The sequence below is a fragment of the Candidatus Pelagibacter sp. PS_28 genome, assembly GCF_059417885.1.
Window position 1 is genome coordinate 541,781 of the sequence record NZ_CM182070.1, and the last position, 25,819, is coordinate 567,599.

The following is a 25,819-nucleotide window of genomic DNA, read 5'->3' on the forward strand; positions in this document are numbered from 1 at the left end:
TAAATTAATGAAAAATATCTCAGTAATCATGGTTTTGGGTTTGTTGTTAAGTAGGAAAGTTTATGCTGGTTAATTTGGAAAGTAGTTATAAAAGTTAATTAAATTATGAATTTTAAAAGTTTTTTATATAGATTAAAAAGATTGATATTTCAATTGATAAGAAATCCTCTAAATTTTTTAAAAATCTTTAATTTAAAAAAATTATTTAGAGTTTTTTATCAATTATCAAATGTTCAAGTTTCTTTTAAAGATCTCAAAAAAGATTATCAAATAAATGTATTGTTCAATACGTTAGAAAAAATTGATTATATTTCTGAAAAAAATTTAATTAATAAAAAATTTTTAATAAATGAAACAAAAATAGAAGAACTTGAAAAAAAATATTTAAATAATGAAAAGTGTGAAAAATTAAAAAATTTATTTAATCAATATGGTAGTGATAAAGTTAGAACATTATTAGTATATATTTATTTTGAAATATTTAGTAACTTTAAAATTAATTCTTTATTTGAAATTGGTTTAGGTACAAATAACATAAAAATCAGATCAAATATGGGATTAGATGGAAAACCAGGGTCATCATTAAGAGCTTTTAGAGATTATTTGGGAATTAAAATTTATGGTGCTGATGTTGATGAAAAAATTTTATTTGAAGAAAAAAATATAGAAACTTTTTTTATTGATCAATTAGAAACCAAAACAATTAAAAATATTAAGAAATCAATTCCAAAGTTAGATTTAATTATTGATGACGGACTCCATCAACCCGATGCTAATTTAAATGTAATTTTAGATTTATTGGATCACTTAAACCCAAATGGTATTCTTGTAATTGAGGATATAGAGCTTAATTTTGTTCATATTTTTAAAATTATTGAAAAAATTTATAATAATTCAGATAGTTATAAATCATCACTAATAAAGATGAGAAATGGCTATTGTCTTTTGATACAAAATTTAAAATAGGATTTTAAAGGACAACCAGCACAAGACCAGCACATCAAGAGATAAAATAAAAAAATTTTACTTATTCCTCTTGTTCAATTATAAATATTAGCATAAATACTCATGAAATTCATTAAAGCCCTCGTGGTGAAATTGGTAGACACAAAGGACTTAAAATACCATGGGTAAGAATCTTGAAATTACAAAAAAACTTGAAAAATATATAAATAATTTTAGTTTGAAGCTAAATCCCATTCAGCAAGAAATAATCGATTACAATAATACACTTGGAGATATTAAGAGAATGCAAGTAGCACCATCTCAATGTCATTTTCTTCATTTAATTATAAAAACTTCTAACATTAAAAATGTGCTTGAAATTGGTACTTTTACTGGGTTAAGTGCACTTTCAATTGCTTTAGCACTACCAGATGATGGCAAACTTATAGCACTAGATAAAGACAAAGAAACCAACAAGATTGCAGTAAGTTTTTTTAAAAAAGCTAATCTTAATAATAAAATTCAAACAATTGTTAAGCCTGCATTAGATAGTTTAGATGAATTAAAGAATAGTAAATTTGATATGGTTTTTATTGATGCCGATAAAATGAATTATAAAGATTATTATGAAAGATCACTGAAGTTATTAGATAAAGGTGGATTGATTATTGTAGACAATGTTTTATGGCATGGTGAGGTCGCTGATGAAGATAATTTAGATAAATTCACTGTAAATATTAGAGATTTTAATACTTATGTTGCAAACGATAAAAGAGTGGAACAAATCATTGTCCCTTTAGGTGACGGTATGACTGTTTGTAGAGTGATATAATGTTTGATGTTTTTGGTTTTTACAAATTTAAAAAACTCACTTCTTTAAAAAAAAATAAGATTTTACTACAGGATTATTTGATTAAAAAAAATATCCGAGGAACAATAATTATAGCTAGTGAAGGAGTAAATGCAACAATCTCAGGAAAAACTGACGATCTAAAGTCAACTATCACCACGATTAAAAAGATATTGAATTTTAAAAAGTTTGATAGTGAAAATATTTCAAAAAGTAAATTTCAACCATTTCATAAGCCAAAAGTAAAAATTAAAAAAGAAGTAGTTCCCATGGGTCTTTCTTTGTCATCAAAAAATAAGAAAAATAATCATATAGATCCTAAAAAATGGAATAACTTAATTAATTATAAAGACACATTAGTTTTAGATTCAAGAAAACCATTTGAATATAATGTAGGTACCTTTAAAAGATCAGTTAATCCTGATGTTGCTAATTTTAGAGAATTTCCAAAATACCTAAATAAACTAAAAAAAACAAAACCAATTGCAATGTTTTGTACTGGTGGAATAAGATGTGAGAAAGCTTCAGTATTTTTAGAAAAAAAAGGTTTTAAAAATGTTTATCAGCTAAAAGGTGGAATTTTAAATTATTTAAAAAATATTAAAAAAAAAGAAAGTTTATGGAATGGGGAATGTTTTGTCTTTGATAACAGAATCAGTGTTAAACATGGATTAGTAACTGGTACATACTCAATGTGTAGTGGATGTAGAAAACCGGTTTCACCAAAAGATAAGAAGTCTAAAAAATATGAGGAGGGTGTTTCATGCGTAAACTGTCATGATAATTTAACTCAAACTCAAAAAGAGAGATTTCGAATGAGACAAAAGCAAATAAACCTTGCTAAAAAGAGTGGATGGAAGCATATATTTCAAAAAGAATTTAAATAGGAAAAATAATTGTCCAAAGCCATTAAATTAACTAAAGATCCAATTTGGGAATTACTTAGAAAAGTAACCATCCCAGCAAGTGTTGGTTCATTATTTCAAACATTTTATAATTTAGTTGATACCTGGTTTGCGGGTAGAATTTCTGCAGAAGCTATAGGTGCTATTGCTAAGTCATTTCCCATATATTTTGTGATCATTGCTGTTGGTGTTGGTATTGGTGCTGCAACGAACTCATGTATTGGCAATTTATTAGGGGCTAAAAAAATTAATAAAGCTTCACTATTTATTGCCCAATCAGTAATTTTTTCATTGGTAACTTCTATTGTAGTTACTTTATTTGGATTAAACGCCTCTAATTTTCTCTTGAGCGTTATGGGCTCTGATGCTGCTGGTATCGCTTTAACTAGAGAGTATTTAGATATAATTTTTTATGGAACATTTATAGTTATGATCCAAATCTCTTTAAATGGTGCTTTAAATGCACAGGGAGATACTAAAAGTTATAGAAATGTTCTTATCTTTAGCTTCTTTTTAAATATTTTTTTAAACCCATTATTTATCTGGGGATACGGAATTGTTCCAGCTTATGGTATAGGTGGCCTTGCAATAGCAACTGTTATCGCTCAATCTATTGGTACTATTTATTTAGCCTATAAAATTAACTCATGTAAATTAAGAAAATATTTATCTATTAAATGCTTTATTCCTAAGTTTATTCTTCTTAAAGAATTATTCACACAAGCAATGCCAATTATGATTAGCATGTTATTTATTGGAGTAGGTATTTTTAACATATTATATTTTATTGGACAATTTGGTGATCTTGCAACAGCAGGTTATGGTGCAGCTTTAAGAGTTGAACAAGTCTTCTTACTTCCAGTAATTGGTTTAAATACAGCAGTACTTTCTATCGGTGGACAAAACTTTGGTGCTAAAAATTATAACCGTATTAGAGAGCTTTATACTAAGGCATTATTTTTTGGATCATCGTTTATGGCCGTAGCAGGTGTAGTTTTATTCTTCGGTGCAGAGTTTTTTGTATCTCAGTTTACAGATAATATAGAAGCTATTTATCATGGTGCTATATATTTAAAAGTTGCTGCATTAATAGCTCCTATTTACCCAGTATTCTTTATTACAACAGCTGTCTTCCAGGCGCTAAAAAAGCCAATTTACAGTCTTTACTTAAGCGTTCTAAGGTTAACTGCATTTCCGTTCTTATCATTATGGTATGTAATTAATATTAGAGGAGGAGATTATGCAGATATTTTTTATACCATCATGGCAACCAATTGGTTTATGGGTATTGCAGTAATCATCTTTATTGGATATTTTTTAAATAATGTTTTTAAACAAAAAAAAAGCCATTTTTCTTATTAGTGTCTCAATACTAATATTTATTTTAACTACTAACCAGGTCAAATCTCAAACAATCAAAATTGTAGATGGAGACACAATTCATCTTAATGGAGAAAAAATTAGATTTACAGGGATAGACACACCTGAATTAAAACAAACTTGCCTGAACGAAGGAGCTAAGGATCCTTGTGGAATTACAGCAAAACAAATCCTTATTGATAAAATTTCAAACAATAATGTTGAATGTATTAGTGAAGGAAAAGATCAATACAAAAGAACACTGGCCGAATGTTTTGTTAATAATGAAAGTTTATCAAGTTATTTAGTTAGAAGTGGCTATGCATTTGCCTATAGAAGGTATTCAAAAAAATTTGTATCTGATGAAGATTATGCAAGAATTAATAAAATAGGTATGTGGTCAATGGAGTTTGATTATCCTTGGGATTACAGAAAATCTAAGAAAAATTAAAGCTAATAGGGTAGTTCTGTTACCAGGTGCTCCAAAATTCTAGTTAATCTCTTGTTTATTAATTTTAAAGAGCTTTTCACCTAAAGGACTGATTGGGTCTTGAGGTGTGGGTTTGATTTTAGTTTTTTCCTCAACGATACTTAATAGTTTTTTAGCAAGTCCTTGACGTCTAAACATGGGGTTAACAAAAATATACTCCACTACGGCTGTCTCATTATATCTAACAAAACCAAGTGTAGTATTAATGTTTTTAAAAGTAATAACACCATCATTTAGTTCAACATCATAGTCTAAATTACTCATTAATTATTACCATCTTGTTTAAGTTTTTTTTCAAATTTTCTCACTATGAAAGAAACAATTAATATCAAAATTAAATATTCCAAGATTAAAAATGTATAAATTTCTAATGGTCTATAGGTTGACACAACTAATTCATTTGCTTTTCTTGTTAAGTCACCGATACCTATAATTGATACCAATGAAGACATTTTTAATACATATACAAACTGGTTGCCTAATGCAGGAAGGATATTTTTAATTGCTTGTGGAAGAATTACTAATCTTAACCTTTTATAAAAAGTTAAACCCAGTGATGAGCCTGCTTCCCATTGTGATTTTTTAATTGAGTTTATTCCTGCTCTAAAAATTTCTGCTTGAAAAGCACTTTCACTTATAGCCAGCGCAATTATTCCAGACACAAATGGACTAAAACTTAATCCAGTCATTATAGGTAAACCATAATAAATCCATAATATTAAAACAAGTAACGGTATTGCTCTTACAATTTCCACATATCCAATATTTATGTATGTTAAAAATTTATTCTTAGCTAAAGAAGGAATTGCAACGATAAACCCTAAAATTGCAGATATAATTATAGATACTACTGAAATGTAAATAGTTGTAGTTAAACCACTTAATAAAAATTTTAGATTTGTTAAACCTTCAACATTGTTAGGTGATAGAATAAACCAACCTAATTCCTGACCACTACAAGAGGTAAGGGGTAAAATTAAAAGTAAAAAAAGTAAATTTTTCACTCTTAAAGTTATAATGAATTAGAGATTAATATCTAATTTTTTATAAGCTTTTTAAATTATATTTAGCAAGTAGTTTGTTAAAAAAACCAGAGGATTTTTTACTTTTAATCCACTCATTTACATAATCATTCCAAACTTGATCATTTTTACTAACCATCATTGCTAAAAAGGCAGGATTTTTTTCTCCATCAGGAACAATTGCTAATTGAGGGTACTTGACAACTAATTTATTAGCTTCTGTTGAACTTGTAATGTTTCCATCAGCTCTACCAGCTAATACTTCTTGAAAGTCTCTTGCAGGTGATTCAACTGATTGTAATTTAGACAAAGGAAAGAACTCTTTAGCTTTTTCCTCTTGAGAAGTCCCAAGAGTTGTAGCAATTGTTACATCTTTATTGTTCAAAGATTTCCATGTTGAGTATTTTTTTAAATTCTTTTTAAGTACCAATGGAACAGTTCCATACTTGTAATAAGAATCTGTAAATCCAGCAACTTCTGCTCTTTTTGGAGTTTTAGTGACACTTGTAGAAATATCATATCTTCCAGCAGTAATTCCTGAAACAATTGTTTTCCATTCAGTTGGAACAAAAGTAATTTTCACACCCATATCTTTTGCTAATTCTTGCATGACATCAATATCAAATCCCTTATATTTATTTGTAGCAGGATCTTTCATGGTCATTGGATCCCAGTCACCTGTTGTTCCAACTTTTAACTCACCAGAGGATAAAATCTGATCAAGTTTTGATTCTGCGTTAAGAGAGAAGGGTAAAAGTGCTAATAGCACCACAAGAAGTATTTTTTTCATAAAACTTATATAACAATAATTTTAATAAATATAAGCTTATAACCTTGACGCACTATCACTCAACCAAGAGTGTAAATGCTCAGAAAAAGACCTTCTAACAAATAAATTTACCTCATTAATCTCTTTATGATGAATAATTACATCAATATGAGATAATATTGTTTGAACAACTGGTCCTTTTTTTGTTTTAAAATCATTAAAATTGAAAGGAGAACCTGTAGCAAATAAATCAAAAACCTTACCACCTTTTACATTTAACATTACAAATTGGTCGCTAACATCAGTTACAGCGCCCAATTTAACATTAGATATATTTTTGATTAAATCGTCTTCAACTTGATAGGTGTTACTTTCCTCACTCACAGTTTCATTTGATATTAACATCCATTCATCTGGACTTAACCAAAATGCAGTTAATTTCTCTGCTGATGTAGACGTATTAGCCTCAGTGGGTAAAACCATATTATGATTTTTACCAACTGCAGTAATAAAATCTTTTGTTTTACCTCTTATGATTAATTTCATAATAGGTTTAATTTCTTTAATTTCTAAATCGGAATATGTTATATCACCTTTAATAGAAGTTTTATAATTAAGCATTTAACCTCAAATTTTCTTTGTCAAAAAAAACAGGATCAACAATAGTCACATTAATATTTTTATTTTCCATTGGAATAAATAGTTTTTGACCTAGCATATTTTTTCCACCTCTAACTACTGCTAGAGCAATAGATTTATTCAAATTAGGACTATAGTAACTTGAAGTTACATGACCAAGCATTTCAACTGGTTTTAAACTAGTGTCAGCAACTATCTGAGCTCCTTCTTCTAAAACTTCACTTGGATTATCTGTCAGTAAACCTACTAATTGTTTTCTATCTTCTTTCATGGTGTCAGATCTATAAAGAGATCTTTTACCAATAAAGTCATATTTCTTTTTACTAACAATCCAATCCATTTGTAAATCTATAGGTGTCATCGTTGCATCCGTATCTTGGCCAACAATAATAAATCCTTTTTCTGCTCTTAATAAGTGCATTGTCTCAGTGCCATAAGGAGTGATATTAAATTCTTTACCTGCTTCCATGCATTTTTTCCATAAGTCTTCACCATAGTTAGCTTGGATATTAATTTCATAACTATGTTCACCAGTAAAACTAATACGCATAATTCTACATTTAATATTGCCAATTTTTGTATTTTTGAATGACATGTGTGGAAAGCTTTCATCTGAAAGATCAAGATCAGGTATTAATTTATTAAGAATTTTTTTACTATTAGGACCACAGATGCTAGCTGTTGCATAATGATCTGTTACAGATGACAAATACACATCTAATTCAGGCCATTCCGTTTGCAGGTAATCTTCAAGTTTTCCTAATACGTTTGCAGCACCACCTGTTGTTGTGGTCATAATAAAATGGTTTTCATCAAGTCTAGTTGTAACCCCATCATCATAAACCATACCATCTTCATTTAGCATTAAACCATAACGACATTTTCCAATGGCAAGTTTTGACCAAGCATTTGTATAAACTCTGTTTAAAAATTCTGAAGCATCCGTTCCTTGAATATCAATTTTACCAAGAGTTGAAGCATCTAATATACCAGCACTATTTCTTGCAGCTTTACTTTCCCTTTGAACGGCCTCATGCATTGTTTCATTATTTTTTGGATAGTACCAAGCTCTTTTCCACTGACCAACATTTTCAAATTCAGCTTTATTTTCTATGTGCCAGTCATTCATTGGAGTTCTTCTAAATGCATCAAAATATTCACCAACATTTCGTCCAACAATTGTTCCAAATGTTAATGGAGTGTAAGGAGGTCTAAAAGTTGTAGTTCCAAGCTCACCCATCTTAACACCAGCAGTTTCTGCAATAATACCAAGGGCATGCATATTACCAAGCTTTCCTTGATCGGTACCCATTCCAGTTGTTGTATATCTTTTTACATGTTCAATCGATCTAAAACCTTCTCTTAGAGCAAGTTTAATATCTTTTGCAGTTGCATCATTTTGATAGTCTACGAAAGGTTTTGTTTTTCCTAAAACTTTATCGGATGGAAGTAGCCAAATATTTCTAATCTCATTATCTTTAGGACAATTTATTTCTAAATTATCAAATTCAGTTTCATTTATATTTAAAAATTCTTTTAAAGATTTTGTAGAATTTTTTACAACATCATCTAAATCAAAATCACCATTACAAGAACCAATGCTAATTTGAGCTGATGAGTATATATCAGGAATAAATACTTGATCTTTTTCTCTAAATTTTAATTTACCTCCTGATTGAGTAAACAAATGAACGGCTGGCGTCCATCCACCTGCAATTGCTAGGCAATCACAATCAAGTTCTATTTTTTCTGGATTTGCAAAAGATTGACCATCTTCTGACAATTCCATTATTGTAATTTTATTAATTCTTTTATAACCTTCAGTATTTACAACTGTGTGTGATCTATAAACTTTAATTCCTAAATCGTCAGCTGCTTTAGTAAATGCAGTATTAGATTGCTTTCTAATATCTATGATTGCTTCAACTTTAATACCTTTTTTTTGTAATGAAATTGCACTTTCATAAGCTGAGTCATTATTGGTAAAAAATATATTTTTTTGACCAGTTGCAACACCATAATAATCTGCATATTTTTTAACTGCAGATGAAAGCATAATACCAGGTCTATCGTTATTATTAAATACCAGAGGTCTTTCTAAAGAACCAGTAGCAACAATAACCTTTTTAGCTCTAATTTTTAATAATCTTTGTCTTACTTTTTTATTTTTTTCATTTTTAGGAAGGTGATCAGTTAAATTTTCTCTAGCTAATAAATAGTTATATCCATGATATGCGGCAACACTAGTTCTTGTTTTAATTTCTAGGTTTTCAATATTTCTTAATTCATTAATTTCATTTTCTAACCAAACAGAAGAATTTTGATCGTTAATTTTTACATGATCTGAATTTTGGAAAATTGTAGATCCTCCGATTTCATTTTTTTCATCAAGTAATAATGTTTTAAGATTATTCTTTGCTGCAGTTTTTGCAGCTATAATTCCACTAATGCCAGCTCCGATAACCAAAACATCACAGTGAATGTATTTATGATCATATATGTCAGGGTCAGGCACGGTTGGAGATTTTCCTAGTCCTGCTGAATGTCTTATAACATATTCATACTTTTCCCAAAAATTAGCAGGCCACATAAATGTTTTATAATAAAAACCAGCAGGTAGAAGTGGGGATAAGAAATTATTTATACCTCCAATATCAAAGTCAACACTAGGCCAACAGTTTTGACTGTTTGCCTCAAGCCCATGATAGATTTCTAGTTCGGTTGCTCTAACATTGGGTTCTGTTAGTGCTGTGTTGTTATTAACCTGTACAATTGCATTAGGCTCTTCAGATCCTGAAGTCATTATTCCTCGTGGCCTATGATATTTAAAACTTCTTCCTATTAGATGAATACCATTAGCTAGCAAAGCTGAGGCAAGGGTATCACCTTCGTATCCAAAATAAGATTTTCCATTGAATTTAAAAGAAATTCTAGAAGTTTCATCAATATATTTACTACTTGTAACTCTTAAATTTTTTAGCATTAAATTATTTTATAGGAGGTTTTTCACCCATTTTATAAACAGCTTTAATTTGGTCATTTGAAGTATCTCTGACCATGTTAAACCACTTTCTACATCCGTGAGCATGGTTCCATCTTTCAAATTGAATACCTTTAATGTTTTTTCTCATAAATAAGTATTCTGCCCATTCATCATCACTTAATTCCGTGGGTTGTTTAGGTCTTTCAATGTGAGCCTCGCCACCAGCTTTAAATTCACTTTGTTCTCGTTCACCACAAAAAGGACAAGTAATTAAAAACATTAATGAGCTACCGCCGCTGCACCATGTTCATCAACAAGGTCTCCACTGATAAACCTATTTAAATTAAATGCAGCATTTAGTTTGTGTGGTTCATCATTTGCGATTGTGTGAGCAAATAAATCACCCGATCCAGGTGTTGCTTTAAATCCACCAGTTCCCCAACCACAATTAAAGTACAAACCTTTTATCGTCGTTTTACTAATAATAGGACTAGCATCTGGGCAGATATCTACAATTCCACCCCATTGTCGAAGCATTCTCATTCTACTAAAAATTGGATAAAGTTCTAAGATTGCATTTAATGTTCCCTCAACAATATCGTGACTACCTTTTTGTGAATAAGAAACATAATCATCAGTGCCTGCGCCTATTACAAGTTCACCTTTGTCAGACTGACTAACATATGCATGTACAGCGTTAGACATTACTACCGTATCAATAATAGGCTTAACTGGTTCTGAAACTAGAGCTTGAAGAGGTTTGCTTTCTAAAGGTAATCTTAAACCTGCCATGTTTGCTAGTACACTTGAATGACCAGCAGCAACCACTCCAACTTTTTTAGTTTTTATAAAACCTTTAGTTGTTTCAATACCTTCTACTTCATCACCATTTCTTTTAATTCCTTTAACTTCACAATTTTGAATTATATCTACACCCATTTCATCTGCACCTCTAGCATACCCCCAAGCAACAGCATCATGTCTTGCGGTACCAGCTCTTCTTTGTAAAGTTCCACCCAGTACAGGATATCGAATATCTTGTGAGGTATTAATAATAGGGCAAAATTTTTTAACTTCTTCTGTGCTTAAGTAAACTGCGTCTATGCCATTTAATCTATTAGCATGCGTTCGTCTTTTTAAATCTCTAACGTCCTGTAAGTTATGAGCAAGATTCATCACGCCTCTTTGACTAAACATTACATTGTAATTTATTTCTTGAGATAAACCTTCCCACAATTTTAAAGCATGATCATAAAGACCAGCACTAGCATCCCATAAATAATTAGATCTTATAATCGTAGTATTTCTTCCTGTATTACCACCACCAATCCAGCCTTTTTCTACTACCGCAATATTTGTCATATTATGTTTTTTTGCTAAATAGTAAGCAGTTGCCAAACCATGACCACCGCCACCAATAATAACCGCATCATATTCTTTTTTTACAGTGGGATCTTTCCAGGCTTTTTGCCAATTTTCATGATAGGAAAAAGCATTTTTGACTAATGAAAATATTGAATACTTATTTTTCATAATATTATTCAAGAATTACTTTATAAATATTGAATATTCAATACAATCGGTTATATCAATGTCGCAGTGGAAGAGTGGGTGAGAGGCTGAAACCAGTCGTTTGCTAAATGACCGTGCGGGGAAACTTGTACCGAGGGTTCGAATCCCTCCTCTTCCGCCATGACAATCATCTTAAATTTGATTGATTCATAGTAATTTTTCAGAATATGGACACCTAATTAGAGGCTTGTTAGTCTTTGATTATGAAGATTGTTTTAAATTTCTTATCTTTGATTAATACTCTTTCATCTAAATTATTTAGCAAATATAATAAAAAACGTTCGAATTATATGTAGGTCTTAAAACTGGTAAAATTTTATATTCTTTGAGATGCTATGTTATATTTAATTTAAAATTATGAATTATACAATTTTATCAAAAAAAACATATCAACTATCTATAAAAGAAATAAACAAAATTTGTGTGCTAAAAAATACACATTGGAGATATGGTTTGAAATCTCAAATAGCTTGGTTCACAACAAATACTAAAAAAAATGATATTCATAATATCTTTTATTTCAAATCACAAATAATTGGATACACTCTATTGAGATATAGAACGTGTAAAATCAATGCAGTCTCTAAGAAATATTTATTATTTGATACATTAATTTTAAAAAAAAACTTCAGAGAAAAAAATATGTCTAGTTTACTTATGAACTTTAATAATCAGTTAATAAGATTGAGTAATAAATTTTCTTTTTTAATTTGTGATAATAAAATGATTAATTTCTACAAAAAATTTAATTGGAAAATTCTTGATAAGAAAAAAATTGTTATGTCGACTAATGTTTCAAACAAAATAGGCATGATTTTTAATCAAAAGAATTTAGCAAAAAAAAATAATCTTAAATATGAATTTTTTTAATTTCAAAAAAATTCATATATATGTATAAATTATTAACTTTTAATAATAATTAAGTTTAACAACTCAAAATTATCAAATTATTCAAAAACAAAATCATAGTTTAATAGTAAATATTTTTCTTTACTGTTCAAAATATGAACGTTATATAAGTATTTCATTATATGAATTTTAACGAAGATCATTTTCAAATTTTACGAAAAATTCAAAAAAAACCAAAGAGCTCCCAAAGAGAATTAGCTAGTGAGCTAGGTATAAGTTTAGGTAAATTAAACTATTGTATAAAAGCGCTTAAAAAAAAAGGGTTAATAAAAATCAATAATTTTCAAAATAATATTAATAAAATAAATTATATTTACGTTTTAACTCCGATAGGAATTAAACATAGACTAAAATTAACAATAATATTTATGAAAAAAAAGATGCGTGAGTATGATGAGCTTAAATCAGAAATTAAATTAATATGAATATGATTAATAAAAAATTAGATTTAAAGATTTTAATAAAGAGATGAAAAATATGTTGAGAGCTTATAATGGTTAAAAAATTAAATGTCGGTATTATAGGTTTGGGTGTTGGTCTAAATCATTTAAAATGTTTTATCCAAAATAAAAATTGTAGAGTCATTTCAGTATGTGATTTTGATGAAGAGAAAATTAAAGTTATACAATCTAAATTTCCTAAAATAAAAACAACTTTAGTTGATAGGGACATTATAGAAGATAAGAATATTGATTTAGTATGTATTGCATCATACGATATTTATCATTGTGAACAATTAATAACTGCTGTTAAAAATAACAAACATGTTTTTGTGGAAAAACCACTTTGTACTAATTATAAAGAATTTATAAAAATAAAAGAAATACTAAAAAAAAATCCTAAAATCAGAATATCAAGTAACTTTATTTTAAGAGGAGCCCCACAGTTTATGGCATTGAATAATATGATAGAAAAAAAAAATTTGGCAAAATATTTTATATATCGGGTGAATATAATTATGGACGTTTAGGTAAAATTGTTAATGGATGGCGTAGTGATATGTTTAATTATTCAGTAACACATGGCGGTGCAATTCATATTATTGACTTAGCTCTTTCTTTACTAAAAAAAAGACCAAAAAAGGTCGTAGCTTCAGGAAATAATATTTCAACAGCACACACAAATTTTAAATCAAATGATATTATTAATTCAACAATTAAGTTTGAGGATAATACAATAGTAAATATTACATCAAATTTTGGATGTGTTATGCCACACCATCATACATTTAAATTATATGGCACAAAGCGCACTTTTATACAGGATTATAAAAGAGTTTATGTTAGTAATTCTAGACAAATAAATAATAAAATAATTAAAATAAATGATAATTATCTCAACAAAAATAAAAAAAAAGTATTAGAAAGCTTTATAGATAGCTTGGTATCGAAGAAAAAACCTTTAGTAAGTCAAAAAGATGTTTTTAGTTCAATGGCAATTTCTCTAGCGATTGACAAATCTGTAAAATCAAATAAATGGGAAAAAATAAGATATTAAACAATGAAAACTAAATTTCCTTTTGGCAAACCAATTTTGAGTAATTCTGAAAATTATTCAATTAAAAAAGTATTAGATAGTAATATTTTAGTGCATGGACCAATAACAAATAAATTTGAAAATCTTTTTAAAAAATTTACAAAAGCTAAAGAAGCAATAAGTGTATCATCTTGCACAGCTGGAATGCATTTAGTATATTTTGCATTAGGCCTAGGAAAAGGTGACGAGGTTATAATTCCGGCCCAAACACACATATCTACCGCTCATGCAGTTGAGTTAACAGGTGCAAAACCAGTTTTTGTAGATTGTGATTTAAAAACTGGAAATATTTTAGCTTCAGATATTGAAAAAAAAATTAATAAAAAAACAAAAGCTATAGCTGTTGTTCATTTTCTTGGGATACCTGTAAATATTTTAGAAATAAAAAAAATAGCAAAAAAAAATAATATTTTTATTTTAGAAGATTGTGCATTAGCGATTGGAGCAAGATATAACAATAAACATGTAGGCACTATTGGAGATGTTGGGGTTTTTTCGTTTTATCCCGTTAAACATTTTACTACTGGTGAAGGCGGAATGATTATTACTAGTAATAGAAGATTATCAAAAAAATTGAAATTATTGAGAGCTTTTGGTGTAAATAAAACTTTTTCTGAAAGAAAAAAAGGACTTTATAATAGTAATTACCTTGGATTAAACTGCAGAATGAGTGAAATACACGCTGCTATTGGCTGTAGTCAAATTAAAAAATTACCTAGTTTTATAAAACAAAGAAGAATTAATTTTAATTTGATGTATGAAAAAATTAAAGATAATAAAAAAATCCAAGTAATTAAAAATGAAGATAAGTTTTTACAGAGCTCAAATTATTGTTTATCAATAATATTGAAAACTGATATCTCAAATAAAAGAGATGAAATTATTAAAAAAATGAATAAAAAGGGCTTAGGCACAAGTATTTACTATCCTCATCCAGTACCTCGAATGAACTATTATAAAAATAAATATAAATATAATAAAAAAAATTTTAAAAATGCATCAATTATAAGTGATAATTCTATATCATTACCAATTGGACCACATTTAAAACAAAATCAAATTATACAAATTTCAAAAATTATAAACAATATATTGAGGCATTATGAATAAAAAAATTGTAATAATAGGTGGTGCTGGATTTATTGGACATAATTTAGGTATCCATTTAAAAAAATTAGGAGCCGAGGTTACATTAATTGACAGTTTGGCAATTAATAATATTAATTCAGTAATAGATAATAAAGACAATTTACCAAACCCTGATTTAGCTCTTAATTTTTTATATGAGAGATTGAGACTAATTAAAAAAGAAAATATTAAATTAATCATTCAGGATGCCAGAGATTATCATGCATTAACAAAAATTCTTCACAATATAAAGCCACAAATTGTAATTCATCTAGCTGCTGTTTCTCATTCTAACAGATCAAACAAAGATCCTTATTCAACTTTTGATCATAGTTTTAGAACTTTGGAAAATGCATTAGATTGCTCTAAAAATAAAGTTGAACAGTTCATTTATTTTTCTTCAAGCATGGTATATGGAAATTTTAATAAAAAAAATGTAGATGAAGAAAGCAATTGCAATCCTCTTGGAATATACGGTGCATTAAAATTCTCAGGTGAAAAACTTGTAATAGGTTACAATCAAGTATTTGATTTACCTTATACCATAATACGACCTTCTGCGTTATATGGGGAAAGATGTATTAGTAGAAGAGTAGGACAAATATTTATTGAAAATGCTATTCAAAATAAACCTATTATTACAGATGGGGATGGTAGTGATAAATTAGACTTTACATATATTAACGATTTAATTGATGGTGTTGCTAAATCTATCGAAAGTAAAAATGCAATAAATCAAATTTTTAACCTTACACATGGTCATGGGAGAGCTATAAAAGAATTAATTGAAATACTAAAAGAAAGTTTTCCAAATATTAAAATAGAAAATAAAGAAAGGGATAAATTAATGCCAGAAAGAGGCACTCTATCAATAGAAAAAGCAAAAAAATTATTAAATTACAAACCATCTTGGAAATTAGAAGACGGATATAGAGAATACATAAATTGGTATAAAAAAATTTTTAAGGATAAAAGATAAATTGATATCTAATAATTTTTTTGGAAAAAATAATATTTTTGTTGTTGCTGAAATTGGAAATAATCATGAAGGTAATTATAAAAATGCTATTAAATTGATTGATAAAGCATCTGAGGCAAAGGTTGATGCGGTAAAATTTCAATCGTATATAATTGAAGGATATTTATCAAATTCTATAGAAAAAAAAAGAATAGAATTATTAAAAAAATTTCAATTATCATTTAATGAATTTAAGAGATTATCAGTCTATGCCAAAAAAAAGGGATTAATTTTTTTTTCTACACCTCTAGATTTAAAGAGTTGTGATTATTTAAACAAAATTCAACCAATATTCAAAATAGCTTCAGGTGACAATAACCATGATTTACTTATTAAAAAAATTATAAAATTTAAAAAACCAACAATTATTTCTACAGGAATGTTGGATTATAATGAAGTATTGAAATTATATAATTTTATTAAAAAATTAAGAATAAATTCAAAATTAGGTATTCTTCATTGTGTTTCTAATTATCCAGCACAACGAGAAGAACTAAACCTTAATTCAATTACATTTCTTAAAAAAAAATTTCCAAGCTGTTATATTGGATATTCAGATCACTCTATTGGCATACATGCTTGTATCTCAGCAGCATCAATGGGGGCAAGAATAATTGAAAAACATTTTACATTAAGTCATAATTTTTCAAAATTTAGAGATCATAAATTATCAGCGGATCCAAAAGAAATGAGTCTTCTGGTTAAAAGAATTAGAGAAATTGAAATAATGAATGGAAAATTTCAAAAAAAAATTACTAAAAATGAAAAAAAAAATAAAATACAAATACGACGATCTATTGCTGCTAATAAAATACTTAAAATTGGAGATACAATAAAAGAGTCAAATTTAATAATGTTGAGACCTGGAATTGGTTATGAATATAAAGATCGAAAACTTATAATAGGAAAAAAAGTAGTTAAAGTTATTAAAAAAAATGAAATCATAAAAAGGGATTCTGTTAGATGATAATAGCAGTTATACCAGCTAAGAGTGGCTCGTTACGATTAAAAAATAAAAATATTAAAATTTTAAACAAAAGACCCATGATTTATTGGTCAATAAAATATGCCAAAAAATCAAAGCTATTAGATAAAATTTATGTCTCAACAAATTCAAAAAAGATCTCAGGCTTAATGAAAGAATATAAAATACCAGTTATTATAAGACCTTTAAAACTCTGTGGAGAAACACCTATTATAGATGTATACAAACATGCTTTTGAAAAAACCAATAAATCTGCAAAAATTATCGTAGGATTGCAACCAGATCATCCAGACCGAAACTGTGATATTGATAGTTTAATTAAATCATTTATAAAAAAAAAAGCAGATATTTTATATAGTGTTGATAAAAATAATATTAAAAATGGAGCTCATTACATTATTTCTAAAAAAATTTTAATGGGAAGTGAGGTAAAAAAAAAGATTAAGATTATAGATAATTGTACCAATATTCATTTTAAAAAAGATTTAAAAAGAGCTGAAAAAAGATTAAAAAAATTATATGAATAAAAAAATAAATATATTCAGCTCTATTGATTTGAGTATGCTGGGTGATGAATTAGATTTTTTAAAAAAAAAAACCAACTTAAGTTTTTCATTAGACTCTACATATAAAAAAATAGTAGATGCTGATATTTATATATCGTCAGCAAAAATCAAAGTAGATAAAAAATTTTTGAATAAATCAAAAAATTTAAGACTTATTCTAAGCCCATCAACAGGAACCGATCATTTAGATATGAACGAAATTAAGAAGAGAAAAATAAAATGTATTCATATAGCAAAAGAAAGAAAGTTACTTGATACTTTTACTGCAACATCCGAATTGGTATTTGCTTTACTATTATTCATTAACAGGTCTTTAATACAAAATTATTTTTCTGCAATATCTGGTAATTGGATAAGAGATAAGTTTACAGCAAGACAATTATATGGAAAAACTTTAGGTATAATAGGATTGGGTAGACTTGGCAAGATTACGGCTAAAATTGCAAATGGTTTTGGTATGAAAGTTATAGGTTTTGATAAAAATAAAAAAATAAAATTGAATAAAGTTAAAAATGTTAGTTTAAACACTTTATTAATCAAGTCAGACGTAATTTCATTACACATACATTTAAATAAAAAAAATGAAAATTTTATTAATCGAAAAAAAATTTCAATTATGAAAGATGATGTTACATTGATTAATACAAGCAGGGGTAAAATCATTAATGAAAAAGATCTTCTTTATTATCTAAAATTGAGGAAAAAATTTAAGGCAGGGTTAGATGTTATTGATGGAGAATGGCTTTCCAAAAAAGATTTAAAACAACATAAATTGATTAAATATGCAAATAAAAATGATAACTTAATAATAGTACCTCACATTGGTGGGGCAACAAATGAATCTATTTATGGAGCGAGATCATTCATAATTAATAAACTAAAAAAGGAAATTAAAAATTTATAATTCTTGATAAAAATTCAATAAAACCTTTATTTATATAGTAAAGTTGATGAAGGGACTTGTTAAACGACTATGAGGAGAAACGTGTACCCGTGAGTTTGAATTTATTTTCTTCAACCATCAAAATAAAGGCTGATCTTTAAAAAAGTCTTTCATTTTAATAGGTTTTTTTTCCAAGATATATCTGTAAACATTGTAATTTTCCATAACACGCTGAACATAGTTACGAGTTTCTTTAAATGGAATTAATTCAACCCAATCTACAAAATCAATTTGTTTTTTTTGAGGATCTTTGTTTATTTTTTTCCAGTGTTTAACTCTTTTAGGACCAGCATTATATGCGGCGGTAGCAAATGGGTAGGCACCATCATATTGTAAAATTAAACCAGCTATATAATGAGATCCTAGATTAATATTGTATTCAGGATCAGAAGTTAACCTTGATTTTGAATATGGAAGTTTTGCTTGTTTAGCAACTAGCTTAGCCGTATAGGGCATTATTTGCATTAATCCTTGAGCACCAACATGACTGTTTGCTCTCATGTCAAACTCACTTTCTTGTCTTATAAGAGAAAGTATAAATGCTGTTTCAGGTATTTTTCTGCCATTAACATATTGTGGGACACTTATAATTGGATAATTAAAAGTATTATGAAATCTTTTTTCATATGAGGCTAGTTTTGATACTTGGATCGCAAAATCGTATCTTGATATATTTGTAGCAAGTTCAGCTGCTAAAATCTCACTTCCACTTGCAATATTGTCATTAGCTAAATGTCTCAGTATATTTTTGGTATATTTATCTTTATTTAATTCATTTAAAAGATGTGTAATTTTTACAAGCTCTTTATTATAAAAATATTTTCGATACTCATCTTTAACATTAGCTTGTTCTTCAAGTTCAAAATTTTGACTAGGGTTGATTTTTAAAAAAGCTAATTGACCATAGTAAGTTGTTAAATATTTTGTTGCTTCACGATACCAATCTTCTGATTGTCGTTTATCACCAATTTTTTCATAAGATCTACCAAGCCAATAAGCGCCTCTCGCCAAACTTATGGGGTAACTAACATTTTGATAAAAGTTATTGAAATGATCAACTGCTAAAATAGGATCATTTAAAAAACTTAATGCAATCCAACCACTCAACCATTCTGCCTCAGCAAACTTTGATCCTTTATTTAGTGAGTGTTGGCTAGCAACTTTATAAGCCGCCTCATATTTGTTTTTATAAATTAGAGCTCGTGACATGATTGCTCTCTCAACCCACCATTTATCTGGTCTCACTAGATAATCTTTATTATTTTTAATTGAAAACAATATTTCAAGTGAACTATCAATTCTGCCTCTTTTTCTTCTCCATTTAAGTCGATCATGATTGAGACCAGCATCATTTTTGAATTTTTGTGGAACATTTTTTATTGCCTGGTCAACACCATAAGATTTGCTCATCAAAATTTGTCTAGCTGTATAAAGTTGTTGATAATCTTTAGGTAAATAAGGAAGCATTCTTTTTAAATCCCAATATTTATTTTCCCATGCTAAATAATCAGCTCTATTTACATAATCTTTTGAGTTTAAATATTTTCTATATTTTTTACTTAAAGATTTCATGCTAGCTCTAGAAAGTTCTGCTGTAATCCAGCCTCTTTTAATTAAAGCAATTCCTTTTTCACTATCTCCAGTTTGTATAAAGCTTTCACCTAATACCAGCATACCATAGCCACTTAAGGGCTCATCAACTCCAAACCAATTAATAATTTTTTTAGGAGAAATTTTATCCGTTGAAAGTTTTTGTTCTGCTAAATATTTTATTCTACTTATTCTTGGGTAGTCTTTATTATTTTGTATAAAAGTTATGTAGTCATAAAACGTAGCTTGGTTTCCTGTTGTTAATAAATGTCTCCATTGTATAAAATTATATATGGATTTATCTTTAGCTTTTTTTGAATTTTTCAATGCAGTTGTCCATTGACTTTTTTCCATTGCCTGGATAGATTTTTTCGCAATATCATAGTCTTTTTGGCTGTAGTATTTTGAGCTTTTTTGAACTACAGATTTTTCACTTTTAACTATTAATGGCTTACTTTTAGGAATGAGAAAATTAATTTTTTTTTGATTTTTTTTGACTGTTATGATTTTGACTTCTTCTTTTTTTTGTGATGGTTTAGGTTTAGGTTTAAGGATCCCTTGAGATATCTTTTGCCTCTTAACTTCTTCATCTAAAATAGGTTTTTTTAAAGGAATTATTGATATTTCAGCAGCAAATATATTCCCTATAATTACCAAACTTAATAATAGTGATTTTATAAAAAAAATTATCTTTCTGGGCATAAATTTACTAAATGAATCTTTAAACTATGTTATAAGTATTTATGTTCAAAGGATCAAATGTTGCTTTAATGACCCCGTTTAAGAATAATGAGCTAGATGTTGAGGCTTATATTAAGCTAATTCATTTTCAAATATCAAACGGTACAAACGGCTTGGTTCCTGCTGGGACAACAGGTGAGTCGCCAACATTAAGCCATGATGAACATCAAAAAGTAATAGATTTATGCGTTAAAGAAAGCAATGGAAAAAATATAGTTATTGCTGGCACTGGTTCTAATTCGACTAAAGAAGCAATTTCTTTAACAACTCATGCAGAAAAAGCGGGAGCAGATGCGGCTCTAATAGTAACTCCATATTACAACAAACCAACTCAAGAGGGTTTATATCAACATTATAAAGCAATAAACAATAAATGTGGGATACCAATTATAATTTATAATATTCCTGGAAGATCTGTAATTGATATGTCTGTTGATACAATGGCAAGATTATTTGAATTGAAAAATATTGTTGGTGTAAAAGATGCTACTGGAGATTTGGATAGAGTTAATCAACAAAAAGATAAAATGGGAACTGATTTTGTTCAACTAACAGGTAATGATGATAACGCTTTAGAATTTAATAACAGAGGTGGGGTAGGCTCTATAAGTGTAACTGCTAACATTGCTCCTAAGTTATGTTCTGATTTTCAAAAAGCCTCAAAAATAGAAAATAATGAAAGCAAGCTTGAAGCAATCAGGTTAGATAAAATTTTACAACCCATTCACAGCTCAATGTTTATAGAAAGCAATCCAAGCCCTGTTAAATATGCCGCAAAACTTCTGGGTCTTTGTGATGATGAGGTTAGATTACCTTTAGTTAAAGTTACAGACCCAACCAAGGATATTGTTAAAGAAGCTTTAGTATCAGCAAATCTACTCTAATGAACAAGAAAGCCAATCCTGGTTTAAAAATTATTTGCTTAAATAGAAAAGCAAGTTTTAATTTTTTTTTTGAAGACTTGATTGAAGCTGGGATAGTTCTTAAAGGGTCTGAAATTAAATCCATTAGAGATGGAAAAGTTAATATTGCTGACTCTTATGCTGTAGAGAAAGACGGTGAAATAGTTTTAATTAACTCTCATATTGCTGCTTTTAAGCAAGCCAGTTATTCAAATCATAATCCAACAGATGAACGAAAATTATTATTAAACAAAAAGGAAATTAACAAATTAATTGGTAAAATGCAGAGGGATGGCTTTACACTAGTTCCAACAAAGATGTATTTTAAAAAAGGAAAAGCTAAAATAGAAATAGCAGTAGCAAAAGGTAAAAAACAATTTGATAAAAGAGCTACTAAAAAAAATAGAGACTGGAATCGTGAAAAAGCAAGACATATTAGAAAATCAAGTTAAACAATCATATTTAGCAATAGGATCAAATTTAGGTAATAAAATTACCAACATTCATATAGCCTTGTCTGAACTTAAGAAAAATAAAATTAAGATAAAAAAAGTTTCATCTCACTATTTATCAAAATCTTGGCCAAATCCTTTAATGCCATGTTTCATAAATATTGTAATAGAAATCGAAACAATCTTAACACCTTTAGAATTATTAAAAATTTGTAACAATATTGAATTAAAATTAGGCAGGGTTAGACTAAAAAAAAATGCTCCACGAACATGTGATATTGATATAATTGATTATGATAAAAAAATTTTGAATATAAATAGTAACAAGTTAATAATACCTCATCCAGAGATGACTAAGAGAAATTTTGTATTGTTACCATTATTTGAGATAAACAGAGGTTGGAAGCATCCTGAATCTAAGATTAATATAGTAAATTTAATTAATTCTTTACCAATTAAAGATTTAAGATCTATCAAACAAATATAAATTGGTGTTATAGTTAAAAAATGATTAATTCAGAAGAGTTAATAAACAAAGTTAAAACTTATAATAAATTTTTAAATCCAGAAAAATTAAGTAAAGCATATAATTATGCTGTTAAAGCTCATGAAAACCAAAAACGTGATTCAGGTGATCCTTATTCAAATCACCCTATAGCTGTTGCTTCAATACTTAGTGAGCTAGAGTTAGACAGTGCTACTATTGTTACAGGGCTTTTACATGATACGATTGAGGATACTCACGCAACTTATGAAAATATTAAAGATGAATTTGGTGAAGAGATTGCCAATCTTGTAGATGGTGTAACCAAAATTTCTGTTTTTGAAAACCAAGCAACATCATCATCTAAAGCAGAAAACTTTAGAAAATTAATCTTAGCTACATCAAAAGACATAAGAGTATTACTTGTAAAGCTGGCAGATCGTTTACATAATATGAGAACTATTGATGCTATATCTAAAGTTGAAAAAAAAGAACGTATAGCGAGAGAGACAATGGAAATTTATGCTCCTTTAGCAGATAGAATGGGCATGCATAGAATTAGAGATGAACTTGAAGACTTATCATTTAAAGTTTTGAATAATGAAGCACGTGAACTTATTAAAAAAAGATTAGACGAAATTAAAGAAGACAAAGTAAATAGTTTTAATTCTATTTCTTTACAATTAAGTGAGCTTTTAAACGAACATAAAATTAATGCTGAAATTTTTGGAAGAGAAAAAACTCCATTTTCTATATGGAGAAAAGTTCAAAAAAAAAGAACATCATTAGAGCAAATTACAGACATAATTGGATTTAGAGTTATTCTTAATAGTGGAGAAGATTGCTATAAAGCATTAGGAATTTTTCATCAACACTGGAATTGTATACCAGGAAAATTTAAAGATTATATATCATCACCAAAAATAAACAATTATCAGTCATTGCACACAGCTGTGATAGGTCCAAATAGAAGACCTATTGAAATTCAAATAAGAACTATGCCAATGCATGAATTTGCAGAAAGAGGTATTGCTTCCCATTGGAAATATAAATCATCTGAAAAATTTGATTCATTAACATGGAAAGAATATGACTGGTTAGCTGACCTTGTGGAAATTATTGGTAAAAATGAAAACCCTGAACATTTTTTTGAGTATACAAAACTACAAATGTTTCAAGAAAATGTTTTTTGCTTTACACCAAAAGGCTTAGTTATTAAGTTGCCAAAAAATGCAACACCTATAGATTTTGCATATGCTGTTCATACAAAAGTTGGTGATCATGCAATATCCTGTAAAATTAATGGTAATGACAGTGAATTACAAAACATACTTTATAACGGTGACGTAGTTGAAATCATAACATCTAAAAATAAATCACCATCATTGCATTGGATACCAATTACAAAAACTGGAAAAGCAAGAGCTGCTATTAGAAGATACTGGCATTCTAAAGGTGAACAAAAAGAGAAAAGAATAAAAAAATATAATACAACACTTTGGATTTCTCTCCCAGATCAACCTGGTAAACTTGGTCAAATAACTACATCATTAGGCTCTCATAAATTGAATATATCAAGTGTAGAGATGAAAGAAAAAACTAAAGATTATATTAACTTCAGATTTAACCTTATTATTAAAGACCTGAAAAACTTTACAAATTTTATCAGTGAGCTAAAACAAAAAGATATTAAATTTAAAATCATTAGACATGAGGAAAAAAGGAATGCTTTCACACAAAAAATCTTTAAATATTTTAAAAAAAACTAATGCTCTTTTAGAAGGTCATTTTGTTCTTTCATCAGGTTTGCATTCACCTAAATATATTCAATGTGCCAAACTTTTAAGCTTTCCACATTTGGCAAAAGATATTTGTAATTCATTAGCAAAAAAAATAAAAAAAAAATTTAAATCTATAGATTTGATTTTAGCTCCGGCAATGGGCGGGGTTATTATAGGCTATGAAATTGGTAAAATTTTAAAAAAAGAAACAATTTTTTGTGAAAGAGTTAATGGTAAATTTACTTTAAGACGAGGCTTTCATATAAAAAAAGGATCAAAAGTTTTAATAATCGAAGACGTTATAACAACTGGTAAATCGAGTTTAGAGTGTGTTAAATTGATAACAAAACCTGGTGCAAAACTTATTGGTTTTGCTTCAATTATTGACAGATCAACCAAGAATTCATTAAAAATAAAAAAAAATATTATCTCACATATGAAGATAGATGTTCCAACATTTAAGAGTAATAAATTACCTGAAAGTCTTAAAAATACTCCAATTACAGTACCTGGAAGTAGATTTATTAAATGAAAAGACTAGGAGTTAATATTGATCATGTTGCTACAGTAAGAAATGCAAGAGGATCTTTTCATCCTGACCCATTTACTATTGCAAAACATGTAATTAAATGTGGAGCACATTCAGTTACCATTCATTTAAGAGAAGACAGAAGACATATAAAAGATTCTGATGTTGTTAAAATTTGTAAAAATAAAAAAATAATTACTAATTTAGAAATTTCACTTAACAAAAAAATAATTAATGTAGCATTAAAGAATAGACCTAATTTTATTTGTATAGTTCCTGAAAAAAGAAAAGAGGTGACAACAGAAGGTGGATTAAATTTAATTGAAAATAAGAAAAAAATTAAATCTATAATATCATTATTTAATAAGAAGAATATTAGAACAAGTCTATTTGTTGACCCAAACTTAAAAGATATAAAAATTGCAAAAGAATTAAATGCTACTTGTGTTGAGCTACATACAGGAAAAATTTCAAATTTAATAAAAGAAAATAAAAGTTATAAAAATGAATATTTAAAAATTAAAAAATGTTCAGAACTTGGCGTTAAACTTGGTATAGAGGTTCATGCAGGTCATGGTCTTGACTACAAAACTACCTCTATACTAAGTAAAATTAAAGAAATTACAGAATTTAATATTGGTCATTTTATAATTGGTGAGTCACTTACTCATGGTTTAAAAAAAACCATTAAAATATTTAAAAAAATAACCAATAAATAAAT

Annotated in this window: 28 protein-coding genes and 1 tRNA gene; 21 read left to right on the forward strand and 8 right to left on the reverse strand. The window is 27.9% G+C overall.

Annotated features, from left to right (window positions below):
* The first annotated feature begins 105 nt into the window (after positions 1 to 105).
* From AC5SMR_RS02920 to AC5SMR_RS02940, 5 genes are all read left to right on the forward strand, one after another.
* Entirely contained in the window at positions 106 to 966 is an 861-nt protein-coding gene (locus tag AC5SMR_RS02920) for a class I SAM-dependent methyltransferase (protein WP_494577294.1), read from the forward strand.
* Positions 967 to 1,126: 160 nt separating this feature from the next.
* Positions 1,127 to 1,777 carry an O-methyltransferase gene (locus tag AC5SMR_RS02925; protein ID WP_494577295.1) on the forward strand — a complete coding sequence of 217 codons (651 nt, stop codon included), beginning with the start codon at positions 1,127 to 1,129 and terminating at the stop codon, positions 1,775 to 1,777.
* Positions 1,777 to 2,682: an oxygen-dependent tRNA uridine(34) hydroxylase TrhO gene (trhO, locus tag AC5SMR_RS02930; protein WP_494577296.1), complete on the forward strand. Its 906-nt coding sequence runs from the start codon at positions 1,777 to 1,779 to the stop codon at positions 2,680 to 2,682. The genes AC5SMR_RS02925 and trhO overlap by 1 nt, the downstream gene beginning before the upstream one ends.
* A 9-nt stretch (positions 2,683 to 2,691) precedes the next feature.
* On the forward strand, positions 2,692 to 4,062 hold the full coding sequence (locus AC5SMR_RS02935; protein WP_494577297.1) for an MATE family efflux transporter: 1,371 nt from the start codon (positions 2,692 to 2,694) through the stop codon (positions 4,060 to 4,062).
* Positions 4,025 to 4,510, forward strand: coding sequence for a thermonuclease family protein (locus tag AC5SMR_RS02940; protein WP_494577298.1), 486 nt, complete (start codon positions 4,025 to 4,027; stop codon positions 4,508 to 4,510). The genes AC5SMR_RS02935 and AC5SMR_RS02940 overlap by 38 nt, the downstream gene beginning before the upstream one ends.
* Before the next feature lie 39 nt (positions 4,511 to 4,549).
* On the opposite strand, the gene AC5SMR_RS02945 is transcribed toward AC5SMR_RS02940, so the two are convergent.
* The 7 genes from AC5SMR_RS02945 to AC5SMR_RS02975 are packed head-to-tail and all read right to left on the reverse strand — an operon-like array spanning position 4,550 to position 11,495.
* Positions 4,550 to 4,813, reverse strand: a complete 264-nt coding sequence (locus AC5SMR_RS02945; protein ID WP_494577299.1) for a GNAT family N-acetyltransferase — start codon at positions 4,811 to 4,813, stop codon at positions 4,550 to 4,552.
* Entirely contained in the window at positions 4,813 to 5,553 is a 741-nt protein-coding gene (locus tag AC5SMR_RS02950; protein ID WP_006996857.1) for an amino acid ABC transporter permease, read from the reverse strand. The genes AC5SMR_RS02945 and AC5SMR_RS02950 overlap by 1 nt, the downstream gene beginning before the upstream one ends.
* Before the next feature lie 40 nt (positions 5,554 to 5,593).
* The gene (locus AC5SMR_RS02955) at positions 5,594 to 6,361 is read right to left on the reverse strand and encodes a transporter substrate-binding domain-containing protein (RefSeq protein ID WP_018414158.1); all 768 of its coding nucleotides are present in this window, start codon (positions 6,359 to 6,361) and stop codon (positions 5,594 to 5,596) included.
* A 36-nt stretch (positions 6,362 to 6,397) separates the two neighbouring features.
* Positions 6,398 to 6,961: a sarcosine oxidase subunit gamma gene (locus AC5SMR_RS02960; RefSeq protein ID WP_494577300.1), complete on the reverse strand. Its 564-nt coding sequence runs from the start codon at positions 6,959 to 6,961 to the stop codon at positions 6,398 to 6,400.
* Positions 6,954 to 9,962: a sarcosine oxidase subunit alpha family protein gene (locus tag AC5SMR_RS02965; protein WP_494577301.1), complete on the reverse strand. Its 3,009-nt coding sequence runs from the start codon at positions 9,960 to 9,962 to the stop codon at positions 6,954 to 6,956. Before AC5SMR_RS02965 ends, AC5SMR_RS02960 begins: the two co-directional genes overlap by 8 nt.
* 4 nt (positions 9,963 to 9,966) lie before the next feature.
* Positions 9,967 to 10,242 carry a sarcosine oxidase subunit delta gene (locus AC5SMR_RS02970; protein WP_006996861.1) on the reverse strand — a complete coding sequence of 92 codons (276 nt, stop codon included), beginning with the start codon at positions 10,240 to 10,242 and terminating at the stop codon, positions 9,967 to 9,969.
* Positions 10,242 to 11,495 carry a sarcosine oxidase subunit beta family protein gene (locus AC5SMR_RS02975; protein WP_006996862.1) on the reverse strand — a complete coding sequence of 418 codons (1,254 nt, stop codon included), beginning with the start codon at positions 11,493 to 11,495 and terminating at the stop codon, positions 10,242 to 10,244. Before AC5SMR_RS02975 ends, AC5SMR_RS02970 begins: the two co-directional genes overlap by 1 nt.
* A 68-nt stretch (positions 11,496 to 11,563) precedes the next feature.
* Here AC5SMR_RS02975 and AC5SMR_RS02980 point away from each other — a divergent pair.
* From AC5SMR_RS02980 to AC5SMR_RS03025, 10 genes are all read left to right on the forward strand, one after another.
* Positions 11,564 to 11,655, forward strand: a tRNA-Ser gene (locus AC5SMR_RS02980).
* Positions 11,656 to 11,891: 236 nt separating this feature from the next.
* The gene (locus tag AC5SMR_RS02985) at positions 11,892 to 12,404 is read left to right on the forward strand and encodes a hypothetical protein (protein WP_494577302.1); all 513 of its coding nucleotides are present in this window, start codon (positions 11,892 to 11,894) and stop codon (positions 12,402 to 12,404) included.
* 161 nt (positions 12,405 to 12,565) lie between these two features.
* Entirely contained in the window at positions 12,566 to 12,868 is a 303-nt protein-coding gene (locus AC5SMR_RS02990; protein ID WP_494577303.1) for a MarR family EPS-associated transcriptional regulator, read from the forward strand.
* 68 nt (positions 12,869 to 12,936) lie between these two features.
* Positions 12,937 to 13,413 (forward strand): Gfo/Idh/MocA family protein, encoded by a 477-nt coding sequence (locus tag AC5SMR_RS02995; protein ID WP_494577304.1) that lies wholly within the window; start codon positions 12,937 to 12,939, stop codon positions 13,411 to 13,413.
* A complete protein-coding gene (locus AC5SMR_RS03000) occupies positions 13,383 to 13,940 on the forward strand; it encodes a Gfo/Idh/MocA family protein (RefSeq protein WP_494577398.1) in 558 nt (185 codons plus the stop codon). Before AC5SMR_RS02995 ends, AC5SMR_RS03000 begins: the two co-directional genes overlap by 31 nt.
* Positions 13,941 to 13,943: 3 nt before the next feature.
* The gene (locus AC5SMR_RS03005) at positions 13,944 to 15,089 is read left to right on the forward strand and encodes a DegT/DnrJ/EryC1/StrS family aminotransferase (RefSeq protein ID WP_494577305.1); all 1,146 of its coding nucleotides are present in this window, start codon (positions 13,944 to 13,946) and stop codon (positions 15,087 to 15,089) included.
* On the forward strand, positions 15,082 to 16,086 hold the full coding sequence (locus tag AC5SMR_RS03010; protein WP_494577306.1) for an NAD-dependent epimerase/dehydratase family protein: 1,005 nt from the start codon (positions 15,082 to 15,084) through the stop codon (positions 16,084 to 16,086). The genes AC5SMR_RS03005 and AC5SMR_RS03010 overlap by 8 nt, the downstream gene beginning before the upstream one ends.
* 1 nt (position 16,087) lies before the next feature.
* On the forward strand, positions 16,088 to 17,092 hold the full coding sequence (locus tag AC5SMR_RS03015) for an N-acetylneuraminate synthase family protein (protein WP_494577307.1): 1,005 nt from the start codon (positions 16,088 to 16,090) through the stop codon (positions 17,090 to 17,092).
* On the forward strand, positions 17,089 to 17,637 hold the full coding sequence (locus tag AC5SMR_RS03020; protein WP_494577308.1) for an acylneuraminate cytidylyltransferase family protein: 549 nt from the start codon (positions 17,089 to 17,091) through the stop codon (positions 17,635 to 17,637). The genes AC5SMR_RS03015 and AC5SMR_RS03020 overlap by 4 nt, the downstream gene beginning before the upstream one ends.
* Positions 17,630 to 18,580, forward strand: coding sequence for a 2-hydroxyacid dehydrogenase (locus tag AC5SMR_RS03025; protein WP_494577309.1), 951 nt, complete (start codon positions 17,630 to 17,632; stop codon positions 18,578 to 18,580). The genes AC5SMR_RS03020 and AC5SMR_RS03025 overlap by 8 nt, the downstream gene beginning before the upstream one ends.
* Before the next feature lie 117 nt (positions 18,581 to 18,697).
* Here AC5SMR_RS03025 and AC5SMR_RS03030 read toward each other — a convergent pair whose 3' ends face one another.
* Entirely contained in the window at positions 18,698 to 20,911 is a 2,214-nt protein-coding gene (locus tag AC5SMR_RS03030) for a lytic transglycosylase domain-containing protein (protein WP_494577310.1), read from the reverse strand.
* 41 nt (positions 20,912 to 20,952) lie between these two features.
* Between AC5SMR_RS03030 and dapA the strand changes: the two genes are divergently transcribed.
* From dapA to AC5SMR_RS03060, 6 genes are read left to right on the forward strand one after another with little or no spacing between them, the layout of a single operon-like run.
* Positions 20,953 to 21,834 (forward strand): 4-hydroxy-tetrahydrodipicolinate synthase, encoded by an 882-nt coding sequence (gene dapA / locus AC5SMR_RS03035; RefSeq protein ID WP_494577311.1) that lies wholly within the window; start codon positions 20,953 to 20,955, stop codon positions 21,832 to 21,834.
* Positions 21,834 to 22,304: an SsrA-binding protein SmpB gene (smpB, locus tag AC5SMR_RS03040; RefSeq protein ID WP_006996865.1), complete on the forward strand. Its 471-nt coding sequence runs from the start codon at positions 21,834 to 21,836 to the stop codon at positions 22,302 to 22,304. The genes dapA and smpB overlap by 1 nt, the downstream gene beginning before the upstream one ends.
* Positions 22,270 to 22,791, forward strand: a complete 522-nt coding sequence (gene folK, locus AC5SMR_RS03045; protein WP_494577312.1) for a 2-amino-4-hydroxy-6-hydroxymethyldihydropteridine diphosphokinase — start codon at positions 22,270 to 22,272, stop codon at positions 22,789 to 22,791. Before smpB ends, folK begins: the two co-directional genes overlap by 35 nt.
* 20 nt (positions 22,792 to 22,811) lie before the next feature.
* On the forward strand, positions 22,812 to 24,557 hold the full coding sequence (locus tag AC5SMR_RS03050; RefSeq protein WP_494577313.1) for a bifunctional (p)ppGpp synthetase/guanosine-3',5'-bis(diphosphate) 3'-pyrophosphohydrolase: 1,746 nt from the start codon (positions 22,812 to 22,814) through the stop codon (positions 24,555 to 24,557).
* Positions 24,514 to 25,101: an orotate phosphoribosyltransferase gene (pyrE, locus tag AC5SMR_RS03055; protein WP_271479679.1), complete on the forward strand. Its 588-nt coding sequence runs from the start codon at positions 24,514 to 24,516 to the stop codon at positions 25,099 to 25,101. The genes AC5SMR_RS03050 and pyrE overlap by 44 nt, the downstream gene beginning before the upstream one ends.
* Complete coding sequence (locus AC5SMR_RS03060) at positions 25,098 to 25,817, forward strand: pyridoxine 5'-phosphate synthase (protein ID WP_494577314.1); 720 nt, start codon at positions 25,098 to 25,100, stop codon at positions 25,815 to 25,817. The genes pyrE and AC5SMR_RS03060 overlap by 4 nt, the downstream gene beginning before the upstream one ends.
* The last annotated feature ends 2 nt before the right edge of the window (positions 25,818 to 25,819 follow it).